Below are 16,092 nucleotides of genomic sequence, written 5' to 3' on the forward strand. Positions count from 1 at the left end.
TCGTATGCCGTAGTCTGACTTTCATCCAATTTAGGATGATTTCGGTATTGTTGCCGGTGTACTCCTTTTTCGCTATGATATATAAAGCGCTTTCGTGAAAGGACTTTTTATCATCTTAATGAAGCTAAGGAGATGACGGATTTGAGTCATGAAACAACGGGTATCGAATATTTATTTCAAGATCCGAAGATTCACCTGGACGAGCGTGTACGGGATCTCGTGTCGCGACTAACCTTAGAGGAAAAGATCGAATCTATGCTGCAATACCAGCCGGCCATTGACCGTTTGGGAGTTGCAGCTTACAAGCACGGTACGGAAGCGGCACACGGGATCGCCTGGTTGGGGGAGGCAACTTCATTTCCTCAGCCTGTGGGATTGGCCTGTACTTGGGACACGGAGTTAATGCGGCAGATCGGCTCTGTTATTGCAGATGAGGCGCGTGTCTACTATCGTCGTGACCCAAAATTGAACGGTCTGACCCTGTGGGCACCTACAGTGGATATGGAGCGTGACCCAAGATGGGGACGTAACGAGGAAGCCTACGGCGAAGACCCGTATTTGACGGGAGAATTGTCTAAGGAGTTAGTCAAGGGGATACAGGGTGATCATCCGGTATACTTGAAAGCGGTTGCGACACTGAAACATTTTCTCGGTAACAATAATGAAGTGGACCGGGGAGTCGGCTCCTCCAGCATAGAACCCCGAAACCTGCGGGAATATTATCTAAGAGCTTTCGAGAAGCCTTTTACGGAAGGCGGAGCCCAGTCGATGATGACTTCCTACAACTTGATTAACGGAACGCCTGCCACGTTGTACCATGGTGTTAACGATATTGTCAGAGGCGAATGGGGAATGGACGGCTTTGTCGTAAGTGATGCGGGTGATGTTATGGGGATTGTAAACGACCATCAATATTACGATTCCCATACGCCGGGCGTGGCTGAATCTATTCGCGCAGGAATTGACAGCATTACGGATGATGCGGAGCTCTCCAAGCAGGCAATTCGAGAAGCTTTGGAGCAGGGCTCTCTACAAGAAGAAGACTTGGATCGGGCATTGTTCCATACGTTCCGTGTTCGTTTTCGTTTGGGGGAATTTGATCCGGCGGCAGACAATCCCTATGCCTCCATCGGTGAGGAGGCTTTAATGACAGAGCAAGCCCGTGAATTGTCGTTGCGTGCGGCGAGGGAGCAGATCGTACTGCTCAAAAATGAGCAAGAACTTCTGCCATTAAACCCTGCCCAGTGCGGCAAAGTAGCGGTCATTGGTTCGCATGGCAATGAGGTGTTCCACGATTGGTATTCCGGTACGCTGCCTTACCGGGTTACACCGCTGGAGGCGATTCGTGCCAAGCTGGAAACCGGGAGCGCGGAAGAACGTGTCGTGTACTCCGATGCCAAAGATCGTGTGACCTTGACGGCGGCGACTGATGGCGCGAAGCTCACAGTTAATTCTTCAGGCGATATGCGCCTGTCCCAGAATGGAGAGCCAACGGTATTGACCATAACAGATTGGGGCTATGGTAGCGTGACGCTGCATGATGAACATCTGGGTACCTATGTGACGAGCGACGAGGAGACGCTTCGCGTGACAGCTGATGAAGCGTATGGCTGGTATGTTAAAGAGGTCTTTGGACTGACTCCTGTGGAACAAGGAGAGCATCTGTGGACCACATGGAACGGTAAGCCAGTGATCGCAGGAACGGAGGGCTTATTAAAGGTGATGGAATCCGCAAGTCCTGCACCTAACGCCTCAGACTTCAACCATACGACTTTCCGTATAGAGACGGTATCGGATGGCTTAGCGGAAGCGATAGCCGCTGCGCAAGCGGCAGATACAGCGATTGTATTCGTTGGAAATCACCCGCTTATTAACGGAAAGGAAGAGAATGATCGCCCAGGCTTGGAACTGGCTGCTTCCCAGCAACGACTTATCGAGGAAGTATATCGTGTCAATCCGAATACGATTGTGGTTCTGACGGGCAGTTATCCATTTGCGATTCCTTGGCTTCAAGAACATATTCCAGCGATCATATACACATCTCATGCGGGACAGGAGCATGGTACAGCTATAGCGGATGTATTGTTTGGAGATTATGCACCGGCAGGGCGTCTCAATATGACCTGGGTTCAGAGCGAGGATCAATTAGGTGATATCAAGGATTATGATATCATTCGCAGCGGCCGTACCTATCAATATTTTGAAGGTGAACCGTTATATCCATTTGGACACGGGCTAACGTATTCGCCATTTGAGTATAGTGATCTGCATACAGACGCCCATAAGGATAATGTTAAATCTATGGCTACACTTGACGCCGCGGATACTCTCCAGGTGTGGGTAGATGTGACGAACCGGGGCGAATCTGCTGGCGAAGAGGTTGTACAGCTATATGTACGCTCTGGAGCCTCGCGTGTAAAGCGACCATTGAAGACGTTGTGTGGATTTCAACGCATTCGCTTGGAGCCAGGTGAGACGCGAACAATTACTTTTAAGGTTCGAGTGAAAGATTGGGCGATTTGGGATGTAACACGGGATGACTATTGCGTGGAATCAGGTGAATATACCCTGCTGGCAGGCGCCTCCTCAGCAGATATTCGATTGGAGCATCCTGTGTACGTTCGGGGTGAAGTTATTCCACCACGACAAGCTGGACCTAGGATTCGAGCTGAAAATTTTGATGATTGCTTCGACATCCTGCTGGATGAAAGCAAGGAGCAAAAGGAGGCCTGTGTACGTCCCCGTTCACCGCAACGTTCTGGTTGGATCGCTTTTCATGGCGTAGACATGAATACAGTGAGTGTGGTCGAGCTCCAGTGCCGCGTGTCAGGCAACAGCAGTGATGCAGCAATTGAGTTGCATTTGGATGCGCCGGACAGCCCTGCTGTGGCGCGCATCAACGTGGGCAATACAGGAGGGGCACAAGCATGGGTGACACTCTCGGAAAAGGTACGATCAGCCTCCGGCATCCGTGATGTATATCTGTCGCTCAGTGGGGAAGTGCGACTGGGTCATTTTACTTTGGGCGCTAGGGATCCAGAGGGTTCCGGCTTTCAGGCTTGAACTTACATCTGACATCACGTACAATGCATTCATCGAAGTTTCTACAGCTTAGGGGTGTCATCTCATTTGAATAGTGAAAAAAGACTACGCACCGCAACGCCCAAATGGCTTGGAATTGCGTTAAAGGCGCTTGTCTATTTGGAAAAACACGGGGAGCTTTGTGCCAGCGGTTCTATTGCCCGCTCGATTGATTGCGAAGTTACTTTGGTGCGCAGAGTGCTGACGCGGCTTGTGCAGGCAGATTTGATTGCAGCACGTGAAGGGCGTGAGGGAGGCTATGTGCTTACCCGTTCGGCGGATCATATTACACTTGCTGATATATACCACGCCATTGAAATATGTGATCCCATATTCCCGGGTATAATGCATGAACCGGAGACGAACCCTTTTTGCGGGGAGTTGGCGATAGCCGTATCTGAGATTTTAGCTGAGAGTGAACGTCGTATGCTGGAGGTATGGGAATCTCATACGCTTGCTTCGCTCGCCAAGCGTACATCGCTTGTGGTAGGGAATTGCAATCATACTGAAGATAAGGATGCCAAGTCATCTTCCCAAAGGGAGTAACATCTTTTCATTTAAAAGGATAATAGCCGATACGATCCTCAAGAGAGGGTTGTATCGGCTATTTCCGTGTAAGGGTTATGCCTCAAATTATATTTCATATGAGCAAACCCGGTTACGTCCTGCTTTTTTAGCTTCATATAGTGCTTTGTCCGCCCGTTCCAGCAGGGCTGCTCCGGATATATCCTCTCCTGTACCAGGAAAGGTTGTCACGCCGATGGACACGGTGACTTTAAGAATAAGCCCGTCCGCTAAAATAAACTCGTGCTGATTTACTCCACTAAGAATCTGATTAGCTATGCGTAGTGCTTGCCGAAAAGCACAATTCGGCAAAAGTACGGTGAATTCTTCTCCCCCGCTGCGGGTGACTACATCATTAGTACGGCACTTTTCCATTAAAATCTGTCCAAGCTGACGCAGCACGGCATCGCCTGCAGCATGTCCGTAGGTATCGTTTACTTCCTTGAAGTGGTCAATATCCAACACCAGTACAGATAAGTGCTCATGCCGTTGACGGGCTTGGGGAAGCTCCTCTTCCAATGAAAATTCAAGCTGCCTTCTGTTGCTTAAATTGGTGAGATGGTCCGTATAGGAGGTACGCTCCAGACGGAGTAATAGCTCATTGGAGGTATTGATAGATTCAGCAATGAGGTACAGAAGACATCCGCCGACCATCGAAATGAAGAATTGGAGCGGATACACGTGCAGAACATCATCGAGATTTTTCAAATTAATCATAAGGGGACAGAATATAATGCCCAAAGCAAAAACATTCATAATCATCAGCTTGGGTAAACGTGACCAGGACAAATGTGACAGTACAGTACACCCCAGACCGGCAAGCAGCATAAAAACGGCGCCTACGATAGCTTGATTGTTGATACCAAACAGCAAAAGTCTGCCTAGACATATAAAAAGCGTTGCCATGAGCGCAGCCGGGCCACCGATATAAGTTGCGGTAGCTACGATAGCCAGATGACGAAGATCAGCAATGGTATTAAATCCTACTGGAATAGAGTAGTACATGATAACAATGCCATAGCAACCGAAAAGAGCGCCTCCGATCCAATGCACCTTATGCGTTAAGGTGTGTAGACGGATTTTATACCTTTGTGAAATAAGGCCGGTTATGTACAAAAAGGTGACAAGGATACAGGTATTTACAAAAAACGTACTGAACAAGATGATAACCCTCCCGAGAGGCATATTCCTTCATTTTATCAAAAAGAACTGACATTAGGCTTAAAAAAGAAAAATTTATTAAAATTTATTACGTTAGGTTGACTTATAATGTTTCGATCATGTGCTTGGTGCATAACTGGGAATAGATTGAGCATACTCCAAAGATACATTAATTAGGAAATAGGTAGTGTTTACTGCTGCCATTTTGGAGATGAGGTTTGCTCATGATTCGCTATCCCTATCGCAAACATAATAGAAAATCGGGTGTGGATAAGAATAATGGAAATTCTCCGCGCTTTTTAAAAATAGAGACTTGTTTGGAAACCAACCTGCAGCAAATTAAGAAATTGACATCAGATAGTCCGGATTTTCTGATTCGCCGCTTTAAAGTGGGGATTAGAGAGGATGTTCCCGCCGCTATTGTATTTCTGGATAGTATGGCCAAAACGGATACGGTGAATGAACTCATTATGAGATCCATGCTTAGCCGTCCATCTGCTGAAGTGGCTGTTGAGGCGGAGAGTCCAGAAGCGTTATACGCAAGAATACAGAGTCACGCGCTCGCACTGGGAGAAGTGAAGGACTGCGATGATTGGAATTCCATGATGGAACAATTACTAATGGGGGACACGATCATCCTATTGGAAGGCTGCGAAAAAGCCATCGCGTGCGGCACACGTGGGGGAGAGACACGCGCAGTCAGCGAGCCAACAACGCAGACAGTCGTCAGAGGACCGAAAGAGGGATTTGTAGAATCCCTGTTCACGAATATTTCTCTGGTCCGGCGACGGATTAAAAGCTCCGATCTTACACTGGAGATGTTCCAAGTGGGAAGCACGTCCCTCACAAATGTGGCCCTGCTGTACATGAAGAATATTGCAAATCCACGCGTCGTAGATGAGGTTCGTAAACGGGTAGAAAGCATCAATATTGACGCAATTTTTGAGTCTGGCATGGTTGAGGAGATGATACAGGAAAATCATTTCACTCCATTTCCGACGATCTTTAACACGGAAAGACCCGACACCATCAGCAGCAATATTATGGAAGGCCGAGTAGCGCTCATTGTAGACGGGACACCATTTGTACTGGTGATGCCTACAGTATTTGCCCAATTTTTTCAGAATTCTTCGGATTATGAAGAACGTTACGACATGGCGACTGTTGTTCGGCTCATTAGATATATCAGCTTCATTATTCTTATTCTGGGGCCTTCTCTCTACATTGCCTTAACAACATATCATTATGAAATGATACCGACTCCACTGCTGATCAGCATATTGGCTCAGCGGGAGTCTGTTCCTTTTCCTGCATTTCTAGAGGCGTTTATTTTGGAGATTACCTTTGAAATTTTGCGTGAGGCAGGTATTCGAATGCCGCGTGCAGGTGGTCAAACGGTATCCGTTATAGGTGCGCTTGTATTGGGTCAAGCGGCCGTGGAAGCCGGGATTGTCACCCCGCTACTCACAATTGTAGTAGCCCTGACGGGAATAGCCAGCTTCGCTATCCCAGCCTATAACATGGCAGTGGCCGGGAGATTGTGCCGGTTTATTTTCATGATACTGTCTGCGTTTATGGGGCTATACGGTATTACATTGGGGTTGATTGCGTTGATCGCTCATATGAACAGCCTGAGTTCCTTCGGGGTGCCCTACATGGCGCCTTTCAGTCCTTTTGTGCTAGAGAGCCAAAAGGATGCCGTATTGCGACTTCCATTCTGGATGATGAAGAAACGTCCTAAAAGCATTACGTCTAAGAATCAGAAACGAATGAAGGATGGAAGCGGGATTTCCTCTTCTGATAAAACCACGCCGATGCAGGAGGGGGGCAATCAGGGTGTATCAGGGGAAGAGGAATGAACAAAGTGCAGTAACCTTTAAGGGAAGAATAGGGAGACTGTGTTTAGTCCTGTTACTGTTCGCTCCATTGTTATCCGGTTGCTGGGATTCTGTGGAGTTAAACCAGAGAGCAGTAGTAGCGGGGATAGGAATTGATATGGTGGGGGAGTCAGAATATGAGGTCTCCCTGCAAGTGATCGTGGCAGATGAAATCGCTGGAGCCAAAGCGAGAGGAGATACTCCTGTCGTTTTGTATCGGGAAAAGGGCAGAAGTCTGTTTCAAGCGATCCGCAAGGCTTCACAAAGGGTTCCACGGGTCATTTCTTTGGCGCATACCAAACTGGTCGTTATTGGTGAAAAGCTGGCGCGGGCTGGAATCGGCGATACGATGGATTTTCTGGAAAGGTCTACAGAAATCCGACTACCGGTGAAAGTGCTGGTGGTACGTGGTAATACTGGGAAGGATGTACTGGCAATCATGACCGCGATCGGCCGTATTCCTGCCAATGATATTTCAGGAAAGCTGGAAACATCGGAGCGTTTGTATGCCGGGGATTACGCGGTGACTATCGACGATGTCATTCGCAGCCTGTCTCATAAGGGTGGCGGTCCTGTGCTGACGGGCATAGGGGTCAATGGGAATTTGGAGCAGGCCCCAAGCAAGAGCAATGTGGACAACATTTTACCGAAAGCTATTGTTCACATTAACGGAATGGGGGTGTTCAAAAAGGATCGGCTTGTCCGCTGGTTGGACGATGACCGGGCCATTGGACTGTCTATGATCAACAACAAGGTGAAAAGTGCCCAAACAACACTGAGCTGCGGGAAGAATAGGGAAACCATTGGCATCGAAACCTTGTTTTCTGCAACCAATATACACACTCGGATGGAGCAAGGAGAGCCTATTTTTGTGATTAACTTAAAACAGACCGGGGCAATACAGGAGGCCGAGTGCTCGATTAACTTACAAAGTCCGGAGGCGATGAAAAGATTGCAGGAGCAATGGACAGAGGAGACGAAAAAAATGATCACTTCAACAGTCAGGGAGGTTCAGCGTACCCGCAGCGATGTAATAGGCTTTGGACTTGCGCTGGAGAGGAGCTATCCCAAACAATGGAAAAGACTCTCTTCTGATTGGAGCCATTATTTTGCGGAAAGCACCGTTCGTGTTCAAGTGACTTCTGTACTGAAACACACTCAGTCGCGGACTAACCCATATTCCAAGGGAGAATCAGACTAGTGAAAATAGAACAAGGAGGGAAGGCCATGAAAAAAAAGGTACAGATAGGTGCAAAAGAGATGATCTCTCTTATGGTGTTGTTTGAGATGGGCACATCCATGATGTCTATTCCCGGAAGGAATGCGGGCAAGGATGCATGGATCGCCATTCTCATTTCCACGGTTTTGGGGGCAATGCTTTTTGTATGCTATGGCAGCCTTCACCGACGCTTTCCCAACTTGCTAATGACACAGTACTGCAGAACCCTTTTGGGGAAGAGAGCAGGGAGTACGCTTGCTTTTTTATATATCGTGTTTTTTCTTTACGGCGGAGCACGGGATCTTCGGGACACGGGGATCCTGATTGCCGACCGGACACTTCAGCATACGCCGTTGACAGTCATCTGTGGTTTAATGGTTGTACTTGTCATGTATGTGGTGTATTTGGGAATCGAGGTTGCAGGTCGGACGGCCATCATCATGTTGATTTTGCTACTGCTGCTGGGCCTTGCTACGAATATATTAATTTTGTTGGCAGGCATTGTAGATATGGGCAATATATTGCCCATAGCCGAGCATGGCTGGCAGCCGATATGGCAAGTTGTTTATTCGCAAGCCGTGATGCTACCGTACGGCGAGATGGTTACGTTTGCGATGATTCTCCCTACATTAAAAAAGGAATACCGTGCCAATGGGATAGGGATTTCCGCTATATTGCTGGGAGGGCTACTCCTGTCTATTATTACACTGTCCAATGTGCTTGCACTGGGAGAGGATGTGTTCAAACGGGCGACTTACCCGCTACTCACGATGATCAGTAAGGTCGAAATATCTGATTTTATCGACAGAGTCGATGTCATCGGCGTGATGAGCGTTATTATTTTTGATTTTTTTAAAATTTTGATTTTCTATTATGCCGCGGTTAAAGCCGCAGAGGATGTATTGAGAATACCTTACCATAAACTGATCCTGCCATTTGGTCTGATCATGTTAGTCTCTTGTGTATTGATGGCACTGAACTATCAAGATCACCTTCAAACAGGCGAGTTAGTGCTGAAATGGCTGTTTCCGATATTTGCCGTGTTTTTTCCTATCTTGCTGCTAATCGTGTCGTGGCTGAGAAAGACCTGAAATAAAAAAGAGGGTAAAATATCTCAATAGTCATCATCTTGCCGACAAGAAAACATCGGTATCGGTCAAATGCTCATTTTGATGTTCCATTTTATTTTGGGAAATGCGGTCGTAAGGGTGCCTTGTTCTTTCATTCATTATTTGTTTACGTTATCCCTTGTTTGTTCTTTCTGATGGCTCTCTTGCGGAGGAGAAGAGGAAGTAGAAACTTTAAGGAAACGTGACCATTGCGAGAAAAGGAAGCGAAATGCGTTTCCTATTGGCTTTTTGCCCACATTTATAAGAAGCACCATGAGCATTCCTACCAGAACGATGTATTCTGATGGTCGCATTGTGAGAAAAGCCAATGTAATAGGTTCCCAAGGATGATGAACACCAAAAATCCATTTTATCGATATACTTGTTCCGAGCATGAGTAGCATGAAAAGCGTGAATATCCACAGTATCTTCATAAACTATCCCTCCGATTGTAAATAGGCTAAGCATGTACTCCATGTATACATTGTGTTGCAAAGCGGCACAATTTATCCGATCTCATTGACTTGAAATAAATTAAGATTTATACTTATTCTAAATTAATTTTTATTGTGATTATAAGTTTATAATAAATATAATCTGCGTTGATTAAGGGAGATGCGGTATGAGAACTCTAAATTTAACTTCGCAGCGCCAAGCGGTATATGATGTGGTTCGTGAGGCCCACGATCATCCTACTGCTGCCGATGTTATGAATCGGCTAATGGAGCGCGGATATAATCTGGCCTATGGAACGGTCTATAATTCATTACGTTATTTAACGGATAAGGAATTAATCCGTGAGCTGAAACTAGGAGAAGCTGCTAGTCGTTATGACGGTCGAATGGACGATCATCAGCATATTATTTGTCAGGTATGCGGCCGGGTAGATGAAGTGATGAGTGAAGTCCCACACGATTGGATTGATACGGTTGCGCATGAAACGGGATATACCATTGCCCATGCCCATGTCGTATTCGGAGGAGTGTGTAAGGAATGTCAAAGCAAGCGAATCAAGTAACGAATCGTATTAAAGTGGCTGACATGCCTAGACGCGTGAAGGGCAGTTGGACATCGATGTTGTCTGCCCCGTCTACACCTGCGGTACAGACCGTTCCTTCTAATGAACCTTTGTATTGTCCGACCACACGTCGCATCATTCTGATCAGTTCCGTACCGGGTGTAGTCCATGGTGTGGTGCGTACGTTGTCAGATGCGTGTTTTGACGTGATGGTCTTCCATCGCTGGGAGCCTGAAGTGCAGCGTCATTTGGGGAGCGACCTCTTGATTTACGATTTGACCGCCACCGATCCACGGCGTGAATTGCTGAATATCCGCAATGACCTTGACCATGAATACATGAAAGATACACCAGTCATGTATGTAGTTCAGGATCGGATGTCTGTACGTGCGCATGAGCTGCTTCCTTCGGAAGAGGTACTGGTATGGCCACTGGCATCCAACCAAATGGTGCATGACATCGAGCGGATGATTGTGCGTCATCCGGTGATTTCCCGCCAGGCAGCGCAGACCAGCCGTCGTACGGTGTTCAAGGACATCTGGATTGACCGTGATAAAATGTTGGTATATAAGGAAGAGAATCCATTGAATCTGACCAAAACGGAATACGATTTGCTGCTGAAGCTGATAGATTCTCAAGGAAAAGTGATCTCGCGCGAGCAAATGATGCATGATATCTGGGAAACTGATTTTGTTGGCGGCAGCAATGTTGTGGATGTGCATGTCAAAAGTTTGCGCAAGAAGCTGGACGATCGACCTGCGGAGCCTGAATATATCGCTACCGTAAGAGGTGTAGGATACAGATTGGCAGACTAAACGGAAGGTTATGAATATCGATGAATTTCCGCCGGATGAAGACCATTCGGCGGTTTTTATATACGAACCCTAAAGTTGACACTAGGTGTGACAGTTGACTTTATCAGGATACATACACTACAATCGGTAGTGTGAGGTGCTTCTTATGAAACGACTGAATTTTAAAGCTGGCGAAACCGGACTTAACCGATTTTTTGGGCCTCTGGAAGCCAAAATCATGGATATTTTATGGTCCACTTCGGATCGGAGTATCAAAGAAGTGCAGACCGCATTGGAGGGGGATCGGGACTTTAACTTCAATACGGTAATGACCGTGATGAACCGTTTAGTGGAAAAGGGGATTTTGAGCAAAAGTATACGCGGGAGAACGTCCTTATACCGTCCTGTCTTAAGCAGAGAAGAGTTTATGGATGAGCAATCCAAAGAGCTGAGTCACGAACTGGTGGATGAATTTGGTCCGCTTGCTGTCAATCATATGATTGATGCTCTGGAAGTAGCAGATCCGATTTTGATCGAACGTTTGGAACAAAAAATTAAACAATGGAAAAAGGATATGTAGACGATGTGGAAAACACGTTCTAAATTACTGTTTACAGCAGGCGCCTTGATTTCGGGTTTTGCCCTAATGCAGATGGGGATGTACGCCGGGCAGCATGTTTTCGGCTGGAAATTGAATTTTAACGTGTTTCAAATTTGCAGAAGTTTGTTGCAGCACTACGGAATCGGCTACATGGTGGATGCGCTCAGCGGACTGGTTTTTGTAACCTTCGGTATCGCCGGAGGAGAAGCAGTCAGACAGTGCATGGCTACCAAGGCGGCTTTCCGCAGACTGCACCGAATGCGCGACCTGCCGTTGACCGAAGCACTGGGTGAGCGATATCGTGAACTCGGGACCGATCGGATTTGGGTCATTGATTATGCCAAGCCTGCTGCGTTCACCATGGGGTTATGGAAGCCGCGTATTGTATTGTCCTCTGCACTATTGTCCTTACTGGACAAGCATGAGGAAGAAGCGGTTATATACCATGAAGCATATCATATGAAACATTATGATCCATTGAAGACCTGGTTCCTGCAAATGTGCGCTACACAGCTGTTTTACTTGCCGGTGCTACGTCATATTACCAACCATTACAAGACGGCCCGTGAAATCTTGGCGGATAACGAAGCGATTCATCGAGCCGGTTCACCGGTTGGGATTGGGAGCGCATTGCTCAAGCTTCTGAGTATGACACCTGCTAATGCCCGTCTGGTAAACTCCGCCGCTTGTTCCTCTTTTGCAGAAACGTCCATTAATTATCGGATCTCACGCATTCTAGACCCTCAACAAAAGCCGATCATTCAGATGCCTTGGCGTTCGATTATGTTTTCAGGCTATGTACTCGTCATGCTCACGCTTATGTTTGCCTTGGCGTTAATCTAGTTTGGCAAGATGTATTATAAAAGGTGGCGCTTGTGCGCTACCGATTCTTGATACGCACAACACTACATTTTGTAGTGTTAATTATCTAATCCGTATACAACCTAAAAGGAGATGAGCTTATGAATCAAACGCTTGCGAATATTGGATTGTTATTGGTACGAATTTTTACAGGAGTTATTTTTATCGTTCACGGTGCACAGAAGTTTCAGGGACTAGACGGAACCTCCGGCTTCTTCCAGAGCCTCGGACTTCCTGGCTGGATGGCCCCTGTGGTCGCTACGGTTGAGCTGGTTGGAGGCATTGCACTGGTTCTGGGTATTGGAACACGACTGGCTGGAGCAGCATTGACCATCGTGATGATCGGTGTATTGCTCACTGCTAAAAAAGGACAGCCTTTTGGCTCGATTGAATTTGATCTCCTGATTTTGTTTACCAGTCTTCAGCAAGCCCTTGTCGGTGGACGCTTTCTGGCGGTTGATCAGTTGTTTGGCCGTAAAAAGGCTGAAAATAGTAACGTACAGGTCTAAATATTCATATAACCGCGTCCTTAGTCTCATAGGGCGCGGTTTTTGTTTTGCTCCTTTGTGAAATTTTCTTGTAAATCATTTGCTGCTTTCAACCGATATAACTAACATTGAATGTAATACAAATATATCGCTTTTTAAGCAAAGGGGAAGAAAGATACATGGCAATAACGCGAAAGAGAAAGACCATATGGACACTCAGGAACAAGTTGATTTTAGGTTTTTTACTTGTTTTGCTGATTCCGAGTTTAAGCATTTCCATTGCAACTTATAGATCATCGTATAATGCGATGGAGAAACAGCTGCACAGCAGTGCAAATCAGGGGGTAACGACAGCTAACTCTGTGATTGAATATGCAATCTCCAGTAAAATTAAAGATGTGCGATATCTGGCGGAACGTCTCGACGGTTCGATGATTGATGGGCCAAACAGTCCCTTGATTCAGCCCAAGCTGATCCAATACATAGGCTTGCACGAAGACGCGAAGGATATTTTCGTGGGAACACCGAAGGGGCTGATGATCCGTGGAGTGCCCAAAAAGGATGAAGGCACATTTGATCCTCGCACACGACCATGGTACATCGAAGCGATGAAGCAACCGGGCAAGGTAGCGATCACCCCAGTTATCATCAATTCATCAGGTATTCCTGTAGTTATCGTATCCCAGACGCTTTCCGACCAGTCTGGCGTGATCGGGATCTCTTTGAATCTGGAAAGTGTACGTAAACTGGCCTCCATTAAAGTGGGTCAGGAGGGATATATCCTCATTCTGGATCACACGAAGAAATTCGTGGTCCATCCTACGGTTAAACCAGGCTCATCTCCTCAGGACAATTCACTTGATAGGCTGTATACTGCGCCGAGCGGGAATTTTAACTATATGCATGAAGGTCGCGAGAAATATTTGACCTATGTAACGAATAAGGATACCGGCTGGAAAATTGCAGGCACCTTCTATCAATCCGAGATTAGTGATGCCACCGCTGCCATGCGTTATGTAACGATTTTCGTGCTGGCTGCCTCGTTGGTAATTGCGCTTAGCGCGATTTTCCTGATTACCCGTTCGGTTCTGGTTCCGATTCGTAAGCTGCAAAAATCAGCAGAACGAATCAGTGAAGGAGATTTGACGGGCGATTTGGAAACAGGAAAAACAGATGAGGTAGGCGAACTATCTGCTCACTTTCAAACCATGGTGGACAGTTTGCGCACGATGATTCGCAGCGTACGCGAAACAACTGATCGGGTAAGCTCTTCAGCGGAGGAGCTGGCTGCGGGTGCAGATCAAACGACCCAAGCCATTGAGCATGTTACTATTGCTATTCAGGAAGTAGCTGTAGGCAGCGAACGTCAGCTGCAAAGCGTCAAGCATGGCTCTGTGAGTATGGAGGGACTGGCTCAGCAAGCAGCAGACGTATCTGAACGCATGGTGGGTGTATCTGAACATGTGAAGATGAATGCCGAGTCGGCACAGGAAGGCAGCAAGGCTGCTACGCAGGCTGTACAGAAAATGCATGATATCGACGAGACTGTTCATGATCTTGGACACGCTATGGACTCCCTGAGTGAGCGTTCAGGTGAAATCGTGAATATTATCAGTGTTATATCTGGTATCGCCAAACAGACCAATCTGTTGGCACTGAATGCATCTATTGAGGCGGCACGGGCTGGGGACCATGGTAAAGGATTTGCTGTGGTTGCTACAGAGGTACGCAAGCTGGCTGAAGAATCCGCCAAATCAGCTACCTTGATCTCGGAGCGCATTGAAGCGATGCAGGTGGATATGAACCATGCTTTAGGCGCGATGCAACAAGCACGGGTACGGGTGACGGAAGGTATTGATTCGGTAACCACATCGGAGCATTCCTTTGCGGAAATCAGTCAGGCTGTTGAACGCGCGATGGGGCATATCCATGAAATTACCGGAGTGACTCAGGAAATGGCACGGGGGACTGTAGGTGTCGTTGATATTATGAGCGATATTTCCCATATTTCGGACGAGGCGGCGAGCAACACCGAGTCGATCTCAGCAGCGGCTGAGCAACAGCTTGCTTCCATCGAGGAAATTGCTTCATCCACAGCAGACCTCAGTCAAATGGCAGAGGAACTGCGCGAACTGGTTGGACGTTTCCAGATTGAAGAGAAATCATAAATGGTAAAAAGCGCCCGGATAACGGAGGTTATATTCCGTATCCAGGCGCTTTTTGATGTTTTATTAAAACTTTTGGTTCGCAGGGTTAGAAGTCACCGTTGAACGACTTGCGGCGATTCAGACGGAAACGGGCACCCCGTGAGCTGTTGGACGGACGCAGAGAACTTCTCTGAAACATATTGTTCAGAATCAGTGCGAAAATGACCAGTACAGTCCCATACAGTTCATAACGGCTAATGGTATAGCCTTGGAAATACATAAGTACCAGCGTGGTAATCGGTACAAAATTAATAAATAGAATTCCGTTCAGCGGAGACAGCTTGCGGATTCCGGCATTCCAGCTCAGCAAGGCCGCTAGCCCTGGAAGCAGGATCATAAAGCTCATTTCATATTTGACTGACCATACGTGTTGCCAATCCGGCACTGTAATCCAGTTTAAAGCAGAGGCAAAGGTCACGACTACAAAAGAGACCAGAGTTCCAAGCAGGCAGGTCAAGGTTGAATATCGAAGCGTAGACCACCCTGCAAAATGACTGCCTCCCATGGAATATACGACCCATCCGACGACACCTACGAAAATAAGCAGCAGCGCCAATAGATGTTGTCCGGCAAGCGTGAAAAAGGTCCATTTGCCGTTCGTGATAACCAGTAATGCTCCAGCCAGCGCAATCAACATGCTGATTAATGTATATTTTGGAGGCATTTTACGGGTCATGACCCACACCATCGCAATGGAGATCATCGGCATTAGCACTTCCATAATGGAAGCAACAAGGGTACCAGCTGCCCCCATCGCGTGCTGTCCCTGGAAAACGGCCATATTATAAATGGTAAATCCCATAGTTCCGAAGAACAACAACACCTTGCCCTTGCCCTCAAAGCGAAATGCAGTCCGTCCCTCTTTGAGCCACAATAGCACAATTAATATGAGTGTAACCGATAAATAGCGCAAAAATGAAAAGTACAGTGGATTAATATGCTGTAATGCAATGTGCGAAACCGGAAACATCGCCCCCCAGGACATACTGGCGATCAGGCATAATAAAGATCCGGTCATGATCTGTTTGTTCATGGTGTACAAAAGCTCCTCCTTGCCGGTCTCAGCGGACATATCTATGGACACATCATAAAGGATAGGAAGCTGTTGGTAA

The 16,092-nt window shown here is 47.0% G+C and carries 14 protein-coding genes; 11 read left to right on the plus strand and 3 right to left on the minus strand.

The features are described from left to right. The first annotated feature begins 141 nt into the window (after positions 1–141). Both KSP24_RS05020 and KSP24_RS05025 read left to right on the plus strand, forming a co-directional pair. On the plus strand, positions 142–3,063 hold the full coding sequence (locus KSP24_RS05020; RefSeq protein WP_216974609.1) for a glycoside hydrolase family 3 protein: 2,922 nt from the start codon (positions 142–144) through the stop codon (positions 3,061–3,063). 66 nt (positions 3,064–3,129) lie between these two features. Then, positions 3,130–3,627, plus strand: a complete 498-nt coding sequence (locus tag KSP24_RS05025; protein ID WP_090737852.1) for an Rrf2 family transcriptional regulator — start codon at positions 3,130–3,132, stop codon at positions 3,625–3,627. 87 nt (positions 3,628–3,714) lie between these two features. Here KSP24_RS05025 and KSP24_RS05030 read toward each other — a convergent pair whose 3' ends face one another. After that, entirely contained in the window at positions 3,715–4,806 is a 1,092-nt protein-coding gene (locus KSP24_RS05030; RefSeq protein WP_216974610.1) for a diguanylate cyclase, read from the minus strand. A 224-nt stretch (positions 4,807–5,030) separates the two neighbouring features. On the opposite strand from KSP24_RS05030, the gene KSP24_RS05035 reads away from it, so the two are divergent. Genes KSP24_RS05035 through KSP24_RS05045 form a run of 3 tightly spaced genes read left to right on the plus strand, consistent with a single transcriptional unit; the run spans position 5,031 to position 8,993 of the window. After that, on the plus strand, positions 5,031–6,665 hold the full coding sequence (locus KSP24_RS05035) for a spore germination protein (RefSeq protein ID WP_216974611.1): 1,635 nt from the start codon (positions 5,031–5,033) through the stop codon (positions 6,663–6,665). Beyond that, positions 6,643–7,884 carry a Ger(x)C family spore germination protein gene (locus tag KSP24_RS05040; protein WP_216974612.1) on the plus strand — a complete coding sequence of 414 codons (1,242 nt, stop codon included), beginning with the start codon at positions 6,643–6,645 and terminating at the stop codon, positions 7,882–7,884. Before KSP24_RS05035 ends, KSP24_RS05040 begins: the two co-directional genes overlap by 23 nt. 26 nt (positions 7,885–7,910) lie before the next feature. Next, positions 7,911–8,993, plus strand: a complete 1,083-nt coding sequence (locus KSP24_RS05045) for a GerAB/ArcD/ProY family transporter (RefSeq protein ID WP_216974613.1) — start codon at positions 7,911–7,913, stop codon at positions 8,991–8,993. A gap of 137 nt (positions 8,994–9,130) precedes the next feature. On the opposite strand, the gene KSP24_RS05050 is transcribed toward KSP24_RS05045, so the two are convergent. Then, the gene (locus KSP24_RS05050) at positions 9,131–9,445 is read right to left on the minus strand and encodes a YczF family membrane protein (RefSeq protein ID WP_129550156.1); all 315 of its coding nucleotides are present in this window, start codon (positions 9,443–9,445) and stop codon (positions 9,131–9,133) included. A 188-nt stretch (positions 9,446–9,633) separates the two neighbouring features. Between KSP24_RS05050 and KSP24_RS05055 the strand changes: the two genes are divergently transcribed. From KSP24_RS05055 to KSP24_RS05080, 6 genes are all read left to right on the plus strand, one after another. After that, complete coding sequence (locus KSP24_RS05055; RefSeq protein WP_013373543.1) at positions 9,634–10,029, plus strand: Fur family transcriptional regulator; 396 nt, start codon at positions 9,634–9,636, stop codon at positions 10,027–10,029. After that, complete coding sequence (locus KSP24_RS05060) at positions 10,005–10,844, plus strand: response regulator transcription factor (RefSeq protein WP_058830267.1); 840 nt, start codon at positions 10,005–10,007, stop codon at positions 10,842–10,844. Before KSP24_RS05055 ends, KSP24_RS05060 begins: the two co-directional genes overlap by 25 nt. Positions 10,845–10,989: 145 nt before the next feature. Then, positions 10,990–11,403, plus strand: coding sequence for a BlaI/MecI/CopY family transcriptional regulator (locus KSP24_RS05065; protein ID WP_016324858.1), 414 nt, complete (start codon positions 10,990–10,992; stop codon positions 11,401–11,403). Between the two features lie 3 nt (positions 11,404–11,406). Further along, positions 11,407–12,267: a M56 family metallopeptidase gene (locus tag KSP24_RS05070; RefSeq protein ID WP_064961615.1), complete on the plus strand. Its 861-nt coding sequence runs from the start codon at positions 11,407–11,409 to the stop codon at positions 12,265–12,267. Between the two features lie 119 nt (positions 12,268–12,386). Then, entirely contained in the window at positions 12,387–12,794 is a 408-nt protein-coding gene (locus KSP24_RS05075) for a DoxX family protein (protein ID WP_013373539.1), read from the plus strand. A gap of 158 nt (positions 12,795–12,952) precedes the next feature. Further along, positions 12,953–14,941: a methyl-accepting chemotaxis protein gene (locus KSP24_RS05080; RefSeq protein WP_216974614.1), complete on the plus strand. Its 1,989-nt coding sequence runs from the start codon at positions 12,953–12,955 to the stop codon at positions 14,939–14,941. An 85-nt stretch (positions 14,942–15,026) separates the two neighbouring features. On the opposite strand, the gene KSP24_RS05085 is transcribed toward KSP24_RS05080, so the two are convergent. Next, entirely contained in the window at positions 15,027–16,013 is a 987-nt protein-coding gene (locus tag KSP24_RS05085; RefSeq protein WP_254207604.1) for a DMT family transporter, read from the minus strand. Positions 16,014–16,092 lie beyond the last annotated feature (79 nt).

Origin of the sequence: Paenibacillus sp. AK121 (assembly GCF_019042715.1) — a bacterium.
Taxonomy (GTDB): domain Bacteria; phylum Bacillota; class Bacilli; order Paenibacillales; family Paenibacillaceae; genus Paenibacillus; species Paenibacillus polymyxa_C.